The 16218-nt window shown below is 46.4% G+C and carries 14 protein-coding genes; all 14 read right to left on the bottom strand.

Annotation, left to right across the window (positions count from 1 at the left end; translation table 11 throughout):
- Window positions 1-25: 25 nt before the first annotated feature.
- The 14 genes from ftsZ to rsmH are packed head-to-tail and all read right to left on the bottom strand — an operon-like array spanning window position 26 to window position 16211.
- Window positions 26-1276, bottom strand: coding sequence for a cell division protein FtsZ (gene ftsZ / locus QSH61_RS02570; RefSeq protein WP_206471224.1), 1251 nt, complete (start codon window positions 1274-1276; stop codon window positions 26-28).
- 21 nt (window positions 1277-1297) lie between these two features.
- Complete coding sequence (gene ftsA / locus QSH61_RS02565; protein WP_010605798.1) at window positions 1298-2530, bottom strand: cell division protein FtsA; 1233 nt, start codon at window positions 2528-2530, stop codon at window positions 1298-1300.
- Complete coding sequence (locus QSH61_RS02560) at window positions 2527-3312, bottom strand: cell division protein FtsQ/DivIB (RefSeq protein ID WP_174170439.1); 786 nt, start codon at window positions 3310-3312, stop codon at window positions 2527-2529. The genes ftsA and QSH61_RS02560 overlap by 4 nt, the downstream gene beginning before the upstream one ends.
- Window position 3313: 1 nt before the next feature.
- On the bottom strand, window positions 3314-4225 hold the full coding sequence (locus QSH61_RS02555; protein WP_010605800.1) for a D-alanine--D-alanine ligase: 912 nt from the start codon (window positions 4223-4225) through the stop codon (window positions 3314-3316).
- Complete coding sequence (murC, locus tag QSH61_RS02550) at window positions 4222-5655, bottom strand: UDP-N-acetylmuramate--L-alanine ligase (protein WP_017217163.1); 1434 nt, start codon at window positions 5653-5655, stop codon at window positions 4222-4224. Before murC ends, QSH61_RS02555 begins: the two co-directional genes overlap by 4 nt.
- 8 nt (window positions 5656-5663) lie before the next feature.
- A complete protein-coding gene (gene murG / locus QSH61_RS02545) occupies window positions 5664-6731 on the bottom strand; it encodes an undecaprenyldiphospho-muramoylpentapeptide beta-N-acetylglucosaminyltransferase (protein ID WP_206471225.1) in 1068 nt (355 codons plus the stop codon).
- Entirely contained in the window at window positions 6728-7903 is a 1176-nt protein-coding gene (gene ftsW / locus QSH61_RS02540) for a cell division protein FtsW (RefSeq protein ID WP_010368646.1), read from the bottom strand. The genes murG and ftsW overlap by 4 nt, the downstream gene beginning before the upstream one ends.
- Window positions 7900-9222 (bottom strand): UDP-N-acetylmuramoyl-L-alanine--D-glutamate ligase, encoded by a 1323-nt coding sequence (gene murD / locus QSH61_RS02535; RefSeq protein WP_039494193.1) that lies wholly within the window; start codon window positions 9220-9222, stop codon window positions 7900-7902. Before murD ends, ftsW begins: the two co-directional genes overlap by 4 nt.
- Complete coding sequence (mraY, locus tag QSH61_RS02530; RefSeq protein WP_010368649.1) at window positions 9222-10304, bottom strand: phospho-N-acetylmuramoyl-pentapeptide-transferase; 1083 nt, start codon at window positions 10302-10304, stop codon at window positions 9222-9224. Before mraY ends, murD begins: the two co-directional genes overlap by 1 nt.
- Window positions 10298-11692, bottom strand: a complete 1395-nt coding sequence (locus QSH61_RS02525; protein WP_102056076.1) for a UDP-N-acetylmuramoyl-tripeptide--D-alanyl-D-alanine ligase — start codon at window positions 11690-11692, stop codon at window positions 10298-10300. Before QSH61_RS02525 ends, mraY begins: the two co-directional genes overlap by 7 nt.
- A complete protein-coding gene (locus tag QSH61_RS02520) occupies window positions 11689-13152 on the bottom strand; it encodes a UDP-N-acetylmuramoyl-L-alanyl-D-glutamate--2,6-diaminopimelate ligase (protein WP_174170442.1) in 1464 nt (487 codons plus the stop codon). Before QSH61_RS02520 ends, QSH61_RS02525 begins: the two co-directional genes overlap by 4 nt.
- Window positions 13145-14959 carry a peptidoglycan glycosyltransferase FtsI gene (locus tag QSH61_RS02515; RefSeq protein WP_010605806.1) on the bottom strand — a complete coding sequence of 605 codons (1815 nt, stop codon included), beginning with the start codon at window positions 14957-14959 and terminating at the stop codon, window positions 13145-13147. Before QSH61_RS02515 ends, QSH61_RS02520 begins: the two co-directional genes overlap by 8 nt.
- Window positions 14956-15279 (bottom strand): cell division protein FtsL, encoded by a 324-nt coding sequence (gene ftsL / locus QSH61_RS02510; protein ID WP_010368658.1) that lies wholly within the window; start codon window positions 15277-15279, stop codon window positions 14956-14958. Before ftsL ends, QSH61_RS02515 begins: the two co-directional genes overlap by 4 nt.
- Entirely contained in the window at window positions 15279-16211 is a 933-nt protein-coding gene (gene rsmH, locus QSH61_RS02505; RefSeq protein ID WP_206471226.1) for a 16S rRNA (cytosine(1402)-N(4))-methyltransferase RsmH, read from the bottom strand. Before rsmH ends, ftsL begins: the two co-directional genes overlap by 1 nt.
- Window positions 16212-16218 lie beyond the last annotated feature (7 nt).

Raw genomic sequence — 16218 nt, 5'->3', positions numbered from 1 at the left:
TCTTTGTTTATTTTTTATACCAACTTTAGTCTGACTGCTTACGTAAAAAAGCCGGAATATCGAAGTAGTCACCTTTTTCTTTACTGTCGCTGCCTTTTGCGCTTGCTGAACTAGAAGCTTGTTGTGGCTTCTGCTCTTGCACTTGCACTTGCGGTGCAGGCGCTTCAGCTGGTTGCTCAGGTTCTGCCGCTGACGTTTGCGGTTGCGTAAAGCTTGGCACATACATGCTCGTTTGTGAGCTAGTTTGAGTGCCACCTACCGCATCTGAGCCTGAAGCTTGTCTAAAGCCATTGTCTACAATACCAAATTGCGGACGACGGTCACCACCTAAGCCAGTAGCAACCACGGTCACTCTAAGCTCTTCGCTCATTTCAGGGTCAATAACAGCACCCACTACCACAGTCGCGTTCTCAGACGCTAACGCTTTAACATGGTTACCAACGACCTCAAATTCTTCGATAGTAATGTCCATGCCAGCGGTGATATTCACCAAAATGCCTTTCGCGCCAGTTAGATCAACATCTTCTAAAAGCGGGCTAGAAATCGCGGCTTCCGCTGCTTCTTGTGCACGATCAGGACCTGTCGCCGAAGCCGTCCCCATCATTGCAGTACCCATTGCTGACATTACAGTTCTCACATCCGCAAAGTCAACGTTGATTAGACCTGAGCGTGTGATCAGCTCTGCAATACCTTGTACCGCGCCATAAAGCACATCATTTGCTTTAGCGAAGGCATCTAGCAGTGTAGTCCCTTTACCAAGAACTTTAAGCAATTTGTTGTTTGGAATTGTAATAAGTGAATCTACAATTTCTGACAACTCAGCAATACCTTGCTCAGCCGCAGCCATGCGCTTTTTACCCTCGAGATCGAAAGGACGCGTTACTACAGCCACAGTCAAAATACCTAGTTCTTTTGCTGCGCGTGCAACAACAGGTGCGGCACCGGTACCTGTACCGCCGCCCATACCGGCTGCGATAAATACCATGTCTGCGCCTTCAAGGCTGCTCTTGATGGTTTCTAGATCTTCTTCTGCTGCGCTGCGGCCCACTTCTGGGTTTGCACCGGCTCCAAGACCTGAAGTAATTTGAGTACCCAGCTGTACAGTAATATCCGCTGAAGAACGACGTAACGCTTGTGCGTCAGTATTCGCTACGATAAAACGTACACCTTCAATTTCTTGGTTTACCATGTGTTCTACGGCGTTACCGCCGCCGCCACCGACACCGATGACTTTAATGACAGCTTCTTCGCTGTGCTGTTCCATAATATCAAACATCTTCACTCTCCGACTTGAGTATTAAAACTCGCCTTGGAACCATTTTGTAACACGGTTCCACCAACTCCCCTCTGCATCTACTTTCGACTTCTGTGCATTCATCGATTGTAGTGAACGGCCGTATTGTAACAAACCTACCGCCGTTGCATATGCAGGGTCATCCACATAATCTGTTAATCCCTTAATGCCAATTGGTTTCCCTATTCTTACTGGCATTTGGAATATATCTTCTGCGACTTCTTGTGCACCTTGCATCTTGGCGCTACCGCCTGTGATAACAAGACCTGCCGCAATTTGATCTTCAAAACCTGAGCGACGTAATTCTTCTTGTGCAAGCTCAAACAGTTCTCTAAATCTTGGCTCTACCACTTCAGACAAAGTATGACGAGACATTACCCGCGCAGGACGCCCACCAACACTTGGTACTTCGATGGTTTCTTCACTTGATGCCATTTGGCTCGACGCGAAGGCATATTGTACTTTCAGAGACTCGGCATGCGAAATAGGTGTTCTAAATATTTTTGCTATATCGCCTGTGACCTGATTGCCCGCAACTGGGATCACGGCAGTATGGCGCAACGCTCCATTCACATAAATCGCAATATCCATGGTGCCACCACCGATATCTAATACCGCAACACCAAGCTCTTTTTCGTCTTCAGTCAACACTGAGTAACATGACGCCAAGGCGTTAAACGTTAATTGGTCTACCTGCAAACCACAGCGTTCAACACACTTTTCAATATTCTTTGCCATGTCATTCGAACACGTAATGATATGTGCTTTCGCTTCCATCCTTACGCCACTCATACCCAGAGGGTTTTTGATCCCCTCTTGCATGTCGATGCTATATTCTTGCGGCAATGAGTGCAGCATTTTGCGTTCGGCAGACATAGGCACAGAGCGTGCAATGTGAATAACATTGGCAATATCATCGTCTGTGACTTCAGCATTGTTTATTGCCACCACGCCACTTTCGTTTTGACACTGAATATGTTTGCCTGAGATCCCCAAATAAACCGAGCTTATTCTGCAATCGGCCATTAGCTCTGCTTCATCTACAGCGCGTTTAATAGACTCAGAAACGAGGTCTAAATCGTTTACCCCGCCCTTATCCATGCCGTGAGACTCTTGGCGTCCGACACCGACAATACTAAGTTGATTGTCCACAGTGATCTCCCCAACTGTGGCGACGACCTTTGATGTGCCAACATCTAATCCAATCACTAAGTTTCTTTCTGCCGACTTTGTCATGCTTCACTCTTGTTATTTTGTTGTTCTTGCTGCTCAGTAGGTTCTTTCCAACTCACTGCCAGTCCCGTGTCGTAGCGTAAATCAATGACATCGATTACTTTACCTTCAGGGCGTTCCATACGTGGATACACGTCGATAAAACGTTGTACTCGTTTGGCTTTATCTTCACGCCCTAAATTTAAGCGGATCCCATTGTCCAGCCATAGCTGCCAAGCAAATCGTTCTGAAAGCGCTAAACTTTCCAACGTAAACTGATTTACCGCCAACAAGGCTTTAAACTGCTTAAATGTTTGCCATGCTTCTTCAGCACTTCCTTCAGGGCCATATAATTCAGGCAGCCCTTGCGGCAATTTGTTACTACTCGCTTGGAATACTTCGCCATCATCATTGAGTAATGAATCGCTATTCCAATGCGCAACCGGCTGATGTTCCACTACATAGACTTGCAGCGTATCCGGCCATTGTTTTCTGACTGACACTGTCGCAATCCAAGGCAAAGACTTTACCGCCTTGTGGACTGCTTTTACATCAAGCTCAAAAAAACTATTTAAATCTGCGGTTTTAATTGCCGCCACAATGTCATCTTCATTGGTATAATGCGGTTTACCGAGCACTTTGAGTGTTTTTATTTGCGCATCATGATGTGCAACTAACCAATCACTTACCCAGTATGTTCCTCTTACCAATGTAAAAATCACCACAAAGAAGAAGCTAAGTCCCCAAAAAAGAGGCCAGTTCACTCTTGAACTGATCAGCTTCAACCCTGCTAAAAATGCTCGCATATTAAAGCGTTTGCTCCAAAATGCGAACAACTAATTGCTCAAAACTTACACCCGTTGCTTTTGCTGCCATCGGCACCAACGACTTTTCAGTCATACCAGGTACAGTATTTACCTCGAGTAGATAGAAATGACCTTGCTCATCTTGCATGGCGTCAACACGTCCCCAACCAGTGGCACCAACCAATTCAAAAGCGTGCTTTGCCATCACTTGTAATTGCTCAGTGTGTGCAGCGCTAATATCCGCCGGACAATAATACTCGGTACTGTTGACTTGGTATTTCGCTTCATAATCGTAAAAACCACGAGGCGTACGCATTTCAATAACAGGCAATGCCTCTTTACCAAGCATAGACACGGTAAACTCACGTCCAGTGATCCATTGTTCAACGAGAACTTGATCGTCAAACTTAAAGGCATTATTTAATGCCGCAGTCAGGGTTTCTTCGCTGTCTGCCTGAGCCATACCTATGCTCGAGCCTTCGTGACTTGGCTTTACCATGACTTTGCCAAACTCAGCGATTAGCGCCTTAGCGTCAAAACCCGTCTCTTTGCTTACGACAGCATAAGGTGCCGTACTTAACTTGGCAGACTGAAACAGATGCTTACAGCGGACTTTATCCATTGCAAGCGCACTACCAAGTACACCGCTTCCTGTATATGGTATTCCCATAAACTCAAGCGCACCTTGAATAGTACCATCTTCACCGCCACGGCCATGCAGTGCAATGAATACGCGATCCACACCTAGGTCTTTCAGTTGCCATAAATTACGTTCTGCTGGATCAAAAGCAATCGCATCTATACCTTGATTAACGAAGGCATTTAACACTGCATTACCGGATTTTAGCGACACCTCTCGCTCTGCTGAACTACCGCCAAGTAATACGGCTACTTTTCCAAACTGACTACTCATAATTCACTCTGTTTTAACTGCGCTATCGATAGCCCGGTGGCGGCTAACTGCTTCACGATTTGACCTATATTGCCGGCCCCTTGCGTCAACACTAAATCACCATCTTCCATGGTGCTTGCCAACACTTTCGCCAATTCACCATGGTCACTGATATGGATAGGCTCAACGCCACGTTGACGGAGACTACGGCACAAACTTTTACTATCCGCACCAACGATAGGCGCTTCACCGGCACTATATACATCTAACAGCAGTAGTTTATCAACATCGCAAAGCACTTTTACGAAATCTTCATATAAATCGCGTGTTCGACTATAGCGATGTGGCTGATAAATCATAACCAAACGCTTATCAGGCCAACCAGACTTAGCGGCTTTTATCGTCATCGCAACTTCAGACGGATGGTGACCATAATCATCAACCAGCATCACCTCACCCACTTCATTATTGAATGAGCCGTAATGCTGGAAGCGACGTCCTACCCCTTCAAAGTTGGCTAACGCCTGATAAATCGCTTCGTTTTCAATATTGTGATCTTTTGCAACCGCAATAGATGCCAGCGCATTCAATGCGTTGTGCTTACCTGGCATATTTAGCTTCACTTCAAGTAACTCACCGTCTTTGGTTCTGACTTTAAAGTGTGATTCACTTTGTGTTTGCTTGAAGTCCAATAACTGATAATCCGCATCGTTAGCCTCACCATACGTGATTGTCGGCCTTGCAAAGCGTGGCAATAATTCTCTCACGACTGGTGAATCGATACACACCACAGCCAGACCATAAAATGGTAAGTTATGGATAAACTCGATGTAGGTGTCTTTCATTTTTTCGAAGTCACCGTCGTAAGTATCCATGTGGTCTTCTTCGATATTTGTTACCACCGACACCATCGGCTGCAAATGCAAAAATGATGCATCACTCTCGTCCGCTTCTGCGATAAGGTATTCACTGCTGCCTACTTTGGCATTACTGCCAGCGCTGTTGAGCAAGCCACCGATAATAAAGGTTGGATCCAGCTCAGCCCGCGCAAAAATACTCGCGATCAGGCTCGTCGTTGTGGTCTTACCATGTGTTCCTGCCACCGCAATCCCGTGACGAAAGCGCATCAACTCGGCGAGCATTTCGGCGCGACGAACGATTGGCGTACGGTTTGCCTTCGCCGCTTGGATCTCTGGGTTTTGGTCGTTGATGGCACTCGATACCACAACCACATCAGCCATTTTTACATTTTCAGCTTGGTGGCCGATAAAGATCTCGGCGCCCATATTTGTTAATCGCTCTGTCATCGTACTTTTGGCGATATCTGAGCCTGTAATTCGGTAACCTTCAAAGGCCAGCACTTCTGCAATTCCACCCATACCAGCACCACCAATCCCGATAAAGTGGATGGTGTTGATACGTCGCATTGCTCTTCTGCTTGAAGCTTCCATTTAATATCCTAGTTCGATAATTCTGTACAAATTTGGGCAACTTTCGCTGTTGCCTCCGACTTACCGCATTGTCTCGCTTTTGCTGCCATGGTCGCAATTTTTTGCGGCTCAATAACAAGTGGCTGCAGTGTCGTTGCTAGCGTTTCTGGCGTCAGTGCAGTTTGCTGTAATATATAAGCAGCCCCAGCCGACACTAAAAATTGCGCGTTAGCCGTCTGGTGATCGTCAACGGCATGTGGGAAAGGCACAAAAATCGCCGTTTTCCCAGCTGCGGCTATTTCACTCACGGTAAGCGCACCGGCACGGCAAATAACCAAGTCAGCCCAAGCGTATGCGGCATCCATATCATGAATGAACTCGCTGACCTCAGCATTAATGCCTGCACTTTCATATCGTTGTTGTGTATCGTCTTGGTTATGTTTACCGCTTTGATGGAGAATATTTAATCCGATACTGGCCACCTGTTGCTGAAGTAACTTGAGTCCTTCTGGCACGGTTTCATTCAGTGCTTTTGCTCCCAATGAACCACCGACAATTAATAGATTTAACGGCACTGAAACGGGTTTATCGCTAATCTCAGCAACACTTGCACGTACCGGATTCCCCACAACCTGAGCGAGCTTTTCATTGAATGCGCCGGGAAAACCCGCTAATACGCGACTTGCAATTTTCGCCAGTAACTTATTGCTCATACCCGCAACCGCATTTTGCTCATGGATCACCAAAGGGATCCTAAGCAGTTTCGCAGCAACACCTACAGGGCCAGTTACATAACCGCCCATGGCTAACACCACATCAGGTTTACGCTGTTGTAAAATACGCTTTGCTGCAAGTATCGCTTTTAAAACCATAAATGGTGCGGTTAGTAATCGTTTGACCCCGTTACCACGGACGCCTTTCATGGCAATAAAATCAATTTCAAAACCGTAACGCGGCACCACATCGGCTTCCATTCGGTCCGCAGTGCCAACCCAGCTCACTTGCCAAGCCTGCGCCTGTAAAAATTGTGCCACTGCAATACCTGGAAAAATATGTCCACCTGTACCGCCCGCGACCACTAGAAGACGTTTTGTCATCGCCTACCTCCACGGGATGTTGCCTGCCTTGTCGACATTTTTGTCTCAAAATCTATACGTTGTAGAATGCCTGCCGCAATTGTCATCACCCAAAGGCTAGAGCCACCGTAAGAAACAAATGGCAGTGTTAAACCTTTAGTGGGTAAAATGCCAGCGCTCGCACCAATATTAACGACTGCCTGAAAGGCAAACCAAATACCAATGCCCAAGGCAAAATACCCTTCGTATTCTTTACCTGCTTTAAGGGCCTTTTGCCCGATAAAAAGCGCTCGAGTAACCAATACGCCGAGTACAATAATAATGCTAAATACCCCAATAAAGCCCAGTTCTTCCGCTATTACAGCAAAAATAAAGTCATTATGTGCTTCCGGCAAATACTGTAGCTTTTGTATGCTATTACCCAAGCCTTGACCAAACCAGCCACCTTGGCCGTATGCCATTAGGGATTGTACCAATTGATAACCGGCGCCAAATGGATCTTCCCAAGGGTTTAAAAAGCCCACGACACGCTTCATACGATATGGCTCAATGATGATAAGCAGTACCACCAAAGAGACACCGGTAAGCATTAAGGTAAAAAACTGCCAAAGCCTTGCACCGGCTAAAAACAACAGGCCAACGGTCGTCACAAACATGACTACCACAGTACCTAAATCTGGTTGCATCAAAATTAAGAACGCATACACCGCAAACACAATCATTGGCTTGGCGAAGCCTTTGATGTTTTCTTGTACTTCATCGCGTTTACGTACCAAGTAGCCGGCAATATAGCTGAAGAAAAATAGCTTAGATGCCTCTGCTACTTGCAAACCAAAAGGACCAAGCGGGATCCAGCGTCTTGCACCATTTACTTCGCGACCAATAATGAGTACCGCCACTAACAGTACCAAGCCAAAAAGCAGCAAATATGGATTACTGCGTTTCCACCAAGTCATTGGCACACTTGTCGCGAACCAAAAGAGAATAAACGAGCCCACTAAAAAGATAACGTGGCGAATGGTAAAGTGAAAAGGGTTATCAAATAGTCGCTCGGCAACCGGCATAGAAGCACTTGTCACCATCACAAATCCCACTCCAATAAGCATGAGCATGCAGTACATCAAAGGTACGTCAAATAAGCTCTCGGACTGGCGAGGCGTTAGCGCCTCTTTGATATCAGCGACGTTAATCAAGCATGTTCCCCCACTAAACGGACGAACTCATCCCCACGCGCCATATAGTTTGGATACATGTCTATGCTGGCACAGGCTGGTGCTAATAGCACAATATCACCATTGGTCGCTATCGTTTTTGCCGCCAACACGGCTTCTTCCAAATTGTTGACTTGATGGCTATTGCGCAGCAGTGGCATAAACTGTGCACCGTCTTGCCCGAAACAAAATAGCGCTTTGCAATGCGTAGTGAGTGGCGTCTTGAGCGGTGAAAGATCTGCCCCTTTCGCATCACCACCCACGATCAAAATAATATTTTTGCGACCTGAAGCTAAAGAATCAATAGCGGCGACCGTCGAGCCAACATTCGTTGCCTTCGAATCGTTGAAGTAGCGAACCCCAGCAACATCGGCAACCAACTGACAACGATGAGGTAACCCCGTGAAACTCGCAAACGCGCTGGCAAATGCCTGCATAGGCAATTGCATCGGCGCTAATAATGCTAATACCGCCAAGGCGTTAAATTGATTATGTCGCCCCACCATCGCCAACGTTTTTACCGCTAGCAATGGTGTTTGTTTGTGTGCGAAATACGCCTCACCGTCAAAGGTCATTAAGTGATAATCCCCCTCAGTGAGAGATACACTGCTGCCTTGCCCATGCTGCGCAAAGGTATAATGATCTTCAGCATTAAAGACAATATGTTCAACATGCTGGTAAATACGTTGCTTCGCTTCAATATAAGCTTGAAAATCAGGATAGCGATCCATGTGATCTTCAGTAATATTGAGGATCATTGCCGACAAACAAGCCAAGCTATGAGTAGTTTCAAGCTGAAAACTAGACAGCTCAAGTACATAAACATCATGCGGCTGCTCTAACAACGACAGCACAGACGTGCCAATATTGCCGCCAAGCCCAACTTTTAAGCCTGCGGCTTTCAATACTTCTGTCGCGAGCGTAACAACGGTGGACTTACCGTTCGAGCCCGTAACGGCAATCACCGGACGGGTATTAAGGCGTGCAAATAGCTCAATATCGCCGATGACTTCAACGCCTTCGGCAATGGCAGCGGCAACGCTTTGTTCAAATAACGGGATCCCTGGGCTGATGATAATCAGATCCGTTTGCGCCAAAGCGGCATCAGCAAGATTGCCAAATACCGCTTCACATTCAGGTGCGTTGTGACTTAGCCAGTCCGAGCCCGGAGGCACTGGACGACTATCAACCACTTTTGGATTAATACCGTGCGACAGCAGAAAACGCACAATCCCCTGTCCTGTGACTCCAAGTCCCAGTACCGTGACATGTTTTTTCTGTAATTGCTCAATATACGTCATTATCTAATCTTCAACGTCGCAAGACCGGCCAAAACCAAGATAATCGAGATGATCCAAAAACGGACTATCACGCGCGGCTCAGGCCATCCTTTTAATTCGTAATGGTGGTGAATCGGGGCCATTCTAAAGATCCGCTGACCTCTGAGTTTGTAAGACCCTACCTGTAAAATCACGGATAATGCCTCCATCACAAATACACCGCCCATAATGATAAGCACTAACTCTTGGCGTACTAAAATAGCGATGATCCCGAGTGCACCACCCAACGCCAATGAACCCACATCGCCCATAAAAACTTGTGCAGGATAGGTGTTAAACCATAAGAAACCAAGGCCTGCACCAACAATCGCCGTACATACCACAACCAGTTCACTCGTGAGTGGTAAATGAGGAATATGAAGGTAGCTTGAGAAATTCGCGTTACCAGTAACGTAAGCAATAATAGCGAGTGCTGAGGCAACCAAAATGGTCGGAACAATGGCAAGACCATCCAAACCATCAGTCAGGTTAACTGCGTTTGACGTACCCACAATCACAAAGTAACTCATGACCAAATAGAACAAACCAAGTTGTGGTAATACATCTTTCAAAAATGGCACGACTAGCGTGGTTTCCGCAGCGCTGGTAGACGTAAAGTACAAAAATGCCGCCGTAGAGATCGCAATAACCGACTGCCAAAAGTATTTCCAACGTGCAATTAGGCCTTTACTGTCTTTTCTGATCACCTTGCGGTAATCATCCACAAACCCAACAATACCTAAGCTGCCAATGACAAATAACGTCACCCATACATATTTGTTGCTAAGGTCGCCCCACAGTAGCGTACTGGTAAAGATCGCAGCCAGAATTAACAGTCCACCCATGGTTGGGGTACCCGACTTGGACAAGTGCGATTCAGGGCCATCATCACGTACGGTCTGACCAATCTGCATGCGCTGTAATGCAGCGATGAGTTTAGGGCCAAAATACAACGAAATCATTAAGGCCGTTAAAATGCCTAAAATCGCCCTCAACGTAAGGTAAGAAAATACGTTAAACCCAGAATAATATTGGGTAAGATACTCGGCTAGCCAAACTAACATGATACTTCTCCTGTCTCGCTATCCGACTGGCCAGCGTTTACTAATTCTTCAACGAGCAGTTCCATCCGCGCACTACGTGATCCTTTAACGATAACGGTGCATTGTCCTGATTGCTCGGCCAATACAACCCGTAACGCCTTCATTAAGTTCTCGCGAGTCGAGAAATGACGATTTGGCTTTTCAAATACATTGCTTGCGCTACTACTCAGCACCCCCAATGAAAACAATTCATCAATGCCTTGCTGCTTAGCATACTCGCCGACTTCACGGTGATATTCGCGAGCATCTTCACCCAGTTCTGCCATATCACCCAACGCCAATACTTTATAGCCAGACATAGACGCCAGTAAATCAATCGCCGCGTTGACAGATTTCACGTTTGCATTGTAGGTGTCATCGACGACACGCAACGTGTCCGAGACTTGGATCATGTTGACACGGCCCTTTACTTCAGCCATTTTTCCAAGACCCGTTGCCACCTCACTTAAGCTTGCGCCAAGCTCGGTTGTCAATGCAGCCGCAATCAACGCATTGCCAACGTTGTGCTGGCCACTAAGCGGTAAACTAATGGTGGTACGCTCTTCTCCCAGGCATAGCGTGAAGGTAGGGCGAGCTAGCTCATCCAACTCAATTGCTTCCACCCAAATATCAAGCTGAGCATTTAAGCTATAACGTTTCACTTTAGAAACAGCTAAGCTTTCCTGCCACATCTGAGCATAATCGCTATCCGCATTGATGACTGCGACACCGTCAGCTTTTAGGCCTGAGAAAATCTCACCTTTCGCTTTTCCTACGCCATCAATTGAACCAAACCCTTCGATGTGGGCTGGTGCGACGTTACATACTGTCGCCACGTCTGGACTTACTAATGCAGTGGTATAAGCAATTTCACCCAAGTGGTTAGCGCCGAGTTCTATCACCGCATATTCATCATCTTCACTTAAGCGCAATAGCGTCAACGGTACCCCGATGTCGTTATTAAAATTACCTTTCGTCGCAAGGACTTTGCCTTTTTGCGCCAAAATCGCCGCACACATTTCTTTCACTGTGGTTTTACCGACACTGCCGGTAATTGCAATGGTTTTAGGGGCGACAGTTTCAATCACTGCTCGGCCAATTTGGCCTAAAGCAATGCGCGTATCTGTAACAACAAACTGTGGTAAATCGATATCTTCATCGTGCTCAGAAACAATAGCTGCGATAGCACCATGTGCTTTGGCCACACCCAAGAAACGGTGGCCGTCAAAGTTAGGCCCTTTAAGTGCTAGAAATACCTCTCCAGACTGTATTGTTCTGGTATCAGTATTAATATTGGCGACTGCCAAATTCTCCCCGTCGTAAGGGGTTTTTAAGACTGCTGCAAGCCAAGAAAAATCCATCTTGATCATGCCTTTTCCCCTCGTAAAATCGCTGCAACGCATTGCCTATCACAAAAATCAATGCGCTCAGTACCTATAATTTGATAATCCTCGTGCCCTTTCCCCGCAATCAGCACCACGCTGTTTTCATCAGCTAGGTCTATCGCGTGTTGAATGGCTAGCCCTCTATCTGGCTGGCAGACAGCATACTCAGGGTGGATGAGTCCTGCCTTAACGTCGTCAATGATTAAATTGGGATCTTCGCTTCGTGGATTATCACTGGTGATCACCAGTTTATCTGCATATTTCTCTGCAGCTCGCGCCATTTCAGGACGCTTACCTTTATCTCTATCACCACCGCAACCAAACACACAGATAAGATTGCCCGGAACATGTGCTCGCAAGGCTTGTAGTGCAAGTGCCAAAGCGTCTGGGGTATGGGCATAATCAACAATACACGTAGGCTTTTCAGGGGCACTAAATGGCTGCATGCGGCCTGCAACTGGCGCGAGCTGGCTGCAAGCTTCGCTTAATGCTTCAAGACTTGTGCCTTGCAATAGTAAAGTCGCAATCGCAGCAGCTAAATTATAAAGATTAAACTCACCATACAGTGGCACACTGACTTCACATTCACCCCAGCTGGTTTTTAATGTCGCCGTCAAACCATTTGGGTGTGCCGACACGGCATCAAAGAATACATATTGTTGGTAGCTATTTTTTTCACTCCAGCGACCGTAAACAACCACTGTATCGTCATTAAACTCAGCGGCCCAACTTGCACCCACTTCATCGTCAATATTGATGACTTTGTGATTTGGCGCACAGCGAGTGAATAGCAGTTTCTTAGCTTCTGCATAGCTTTGCATATCACCGTGATAATCTAAGTGATCGCGCGTCAAGTTGGTGAAAACAGCCACATCAAAGTCGCATTCGTCAACTCGACCTTGCACCAAGCCATGGGAAGAGACCTCCATCGCGACTTGATCATATTGTTGCTGTAAAAACGCCAAAATACGTTGTAAATCTACGTTTGACGGCGTGGTGTTTGCCAGCGGAATAAGGCTGTCTGGTTGACCATAACCAAGCGTACCTATCACAGCCCCGGCACTACCGGTTAGGCTCGCTAAATTGGCAATCATTGCTGTCGTGGTAGATTTACCGTTGGTGCCAGTAACGCCTGTGAGTTTGAGATTTTTACTCGGGTATGCATAAAACTGCGCTGCAATTGCCGCCAACTTATCGGCAAGATTGTCGATAAAAATCGCTTGCTCTGGTGCAACATTAAGCTCGCTTCCCGTTTCTGCAAGCACACATTTAGCGCCTTGCGCAACGGCACTGGCGGCATATTTAGCACCGTCTTGGGCATGACCTTGCAGTGCAATAAAACAATCATCTGGCTCAATCGCTCGACTGTCTATGCGCAGATTCTCAACCTTAACAGGGGCAATATTGACACCATAATCACTGAGTACCTGAGCCAGATCACGCATCGTTATCTGCTCCAGAAATATAAGCCACGCGCTCTTTATCAGGCGCTACATTTAAAATTCTCAGTGCATTAGACATTATTTCAGCAAAAGCAGGCCCTGCGGTTTGACCGCCATAGTAAACATCTCCCGCCGGTTCATTAACCATCACCACAACCGCAAGCCTTGGGTCACTTACCGGTGCAACGCCCGCAAAATAACCAACGTACTCATCACCATAGCCACCCGCCACGGCTTTTTCTGAAGTACCTGTTTTACCAGCAGCACGGTATCCATCAACCTTTACGTTATGGGCAGTGCCGCCACGTTCAAATACTGACTCCATCATTTCTACCACGGCATGTGTATCTTGCTCGCTAAAAATACGCTTGCCTTCAGGAATTTCATCTTGCTTCACAATAGTGAGTGGTCGCAAGATACCGCCGGCTCCAAACATGGCGTAAAGTCTCGCCATTTGTGCAGTGCTTACAGATACTGCGTAACCATAAGAGAGTGTTGCAATTTCAAAGTTAGACCAACGGCGGTTTGGATAAAATAGACCTGCGCTTTCACCAATCATATTTGAGCCCGTTGGCTCACCAAAACCCACTTGTTGGTATAGATTGATAAAATACTCTTTTGGCAGCATCTGCGAGATCTTCGCAACTCCCATGTTACTGGAGATTTTAAGGATCTCTCTTAAGCTCAGCTCACCATTGTTACGAGTGTCTTTCACTAAGCCACCACTTAAGTTCATCCAGCCCGGATAGGTATCTATCGTGTCTGTTGCCTTAACTGCACCATAATTTAAACCAGCCAATACCGCTAAAGGCTTTAAGGTTGAACCGGGTTCAAATAGGTCAGTCATAGCACGATTGCGACGTTTATAAGGTGCGGCAGTACTTAGATCGTTAGGATTAAAGCTTGGGCTATTCACCAAAGCTAAAATTTCGCCAGTGTGTACATCAACAACTATCGCCGAACCAGAGGTAGCTTTATAGCTCAGTACCGCCGACTTTAACGCGCGGTAGGCAATGGCTTGGATCCGTAAATCAATACTCAGGTAAACATCTTCTGGCTCGACACGCTGTTCTTCTGAAAGTACTTGTACTTCACGACCTTGCGCATCTTTTCGAATGGTGCGTTTACCAGCCGTACCGGTTAATGCAGAGTCGAACATACGCTCGACGCCTTCAATACCTTTGCCATCAATATCGGTTACACCAATCATGTGCGCTGTTACTTCGCCGCTTGGGTAAAAACGTTTGGACTCGTCAAGCAAGTGCACGCCCGGCAGGCGCATTTGACGAATATAGTTGGCAACAACCGCCGTCACTTGACGCTTCAAATAGACAAAACGACGGCTTGGGTCTCCCCTAAGCCGTTCATCGACATTTTCTGGTTTGAGTCTGAGTACATCTGCAAGCTCTTTCCACCTGAGCTCATCATCGTACCAAGCTTGTTTCCGTATTTTCAGCTCAGCATCATTTTGCTCTAACGCTTTATAATCTTCACCTTCTTTACGGGCTTTACGTAACACTTTTTTGGCAAGTGCCTTATCAATGGCAAGGGGATCTGCATAAACGCTCACAACTGGCACGCTCACAGCCAGCTCTTTGCCATTGCGGTCGAAGATCATACCTCGTTGGACATTGAGTTTCTCAACCCGTACGGTGCGCTTATCATTTTCTTCAATTGCCTTATCAGGCTCAATTACTTGCAAAAATGCAGCGCGTGCAACAAGCGTCATAAAAACGGTGAGCATCACGCCGCAAACTAAAGCAAAGCGCCAGGTGATAATAGATTGAGTTTTTTGCTTTTGTTTATTCATGGCAGCACAATCACCTGTTCATCTTTACTGGTTGGGCGTTTCATCTCTAACTGCATCTTGGCTATCTCTTCTATCCTTGCATGCTGAGAGTAAAACTCTTCTTCCACAACGAGGTAACGCCATTGTAGGTCTAACTCATCGCGCTGTTGTAATAGCTCATCCTGCTGTATCAATTGCTGGCGAGTTAAATGGGTAATTTGCACTACCGCGAGTGCAGAAATCAAAATCGTAAGTAGCAAGAATGCCGTCAACTTATTAGCAATGATGTAATAGCCTATTTCTACAAATAGATTTGGTTGACGTTGCTTACTTGCATTCATTAGAGCTTCTCCGCCACTCTTAATACTGAGCTTCGCGAGCGTGGATTTTGTGCAATCTCTGCATCGCTAGGCTTAATGGCTTTACCCACTGCCTTTAAGGTGAGATTTTGTTTAAGTTGTTCATCCGTTAAAGGCAGACCTCTGGGTATCGCCTCTCCCTTACTCTGCTTCTTGATAAACTGCTTTACAATGCGATCTTCTAGAGAATGAAACGAGATCACCACTAACCGACCACCAGGTTTTAACACCTCAAGTGACGCTTGCAATGCAGTCTGAATTTCTTCTAACTCGCTGTTAATATAAATACGAATAGCTTGGAAAGTACGAGTTGCAGGATGCTTATGTTTGTCCTTGACAGGCACAGCTTCATCTATCAGTTGCGCTAATTGCGCCGTCGTTGTAATCGCGGTGTGCTCACGTACTTCAATGACTTTACGAGCAATACGAGTGGCAAACTTTTCTTCGCCATACTTTTTGATCACAAACACCATTTCTTCAAGCTCTGCTTCAGCTAGCCACTGTGCAGCGCTGCGACCTGAATCAGGATCCATACGCATATCCAGTGGCCCATCTTTCATAAAGCTAAAGCCACGGCCTGCATCATCAAGCTGAGGTGAAGACACACCAATGTCCAACAAGATGCCATCAACCTGACCTAAGATACCGGCTTGTTCCGCGACAGATTTAATTTGCGAGAAGCGGCTTCGCGCTATAGAGAAACGTGTATCATCGGCAAACTTTTCAGCCGCTTTAATCGCTTGAGGGTCTTGATCTATGGCTTGTAAACGCCCAGTCGACAACCTTTTGAGGATTTCACCTGAATGCCCACCACGACCAAACGTCCCATCGATATATATACCTTCAGGGTCAATTGCTAGGGCATCTAGGGTTTCGGTCATTAATACCGAAATATGCTTAAACTCTTCGCTCATTAATTTG

Origin of the sequence: Pseudoalteromonas sp. JC3 (assembly GCF_030291895.1) — a bacterium.
Classification (GTDB): domain Bacteria; phylum Pseudomonadota; class Gammaproteobacteria; order Enterobacterales; family Alteromonadaceae; genus Pseudoalteromonas.
The sequence above is the reverse complement of the archived record's forward strand: the minus strand, read 5'-3'. Positions and strand labels throughout refer to the sequence as shown.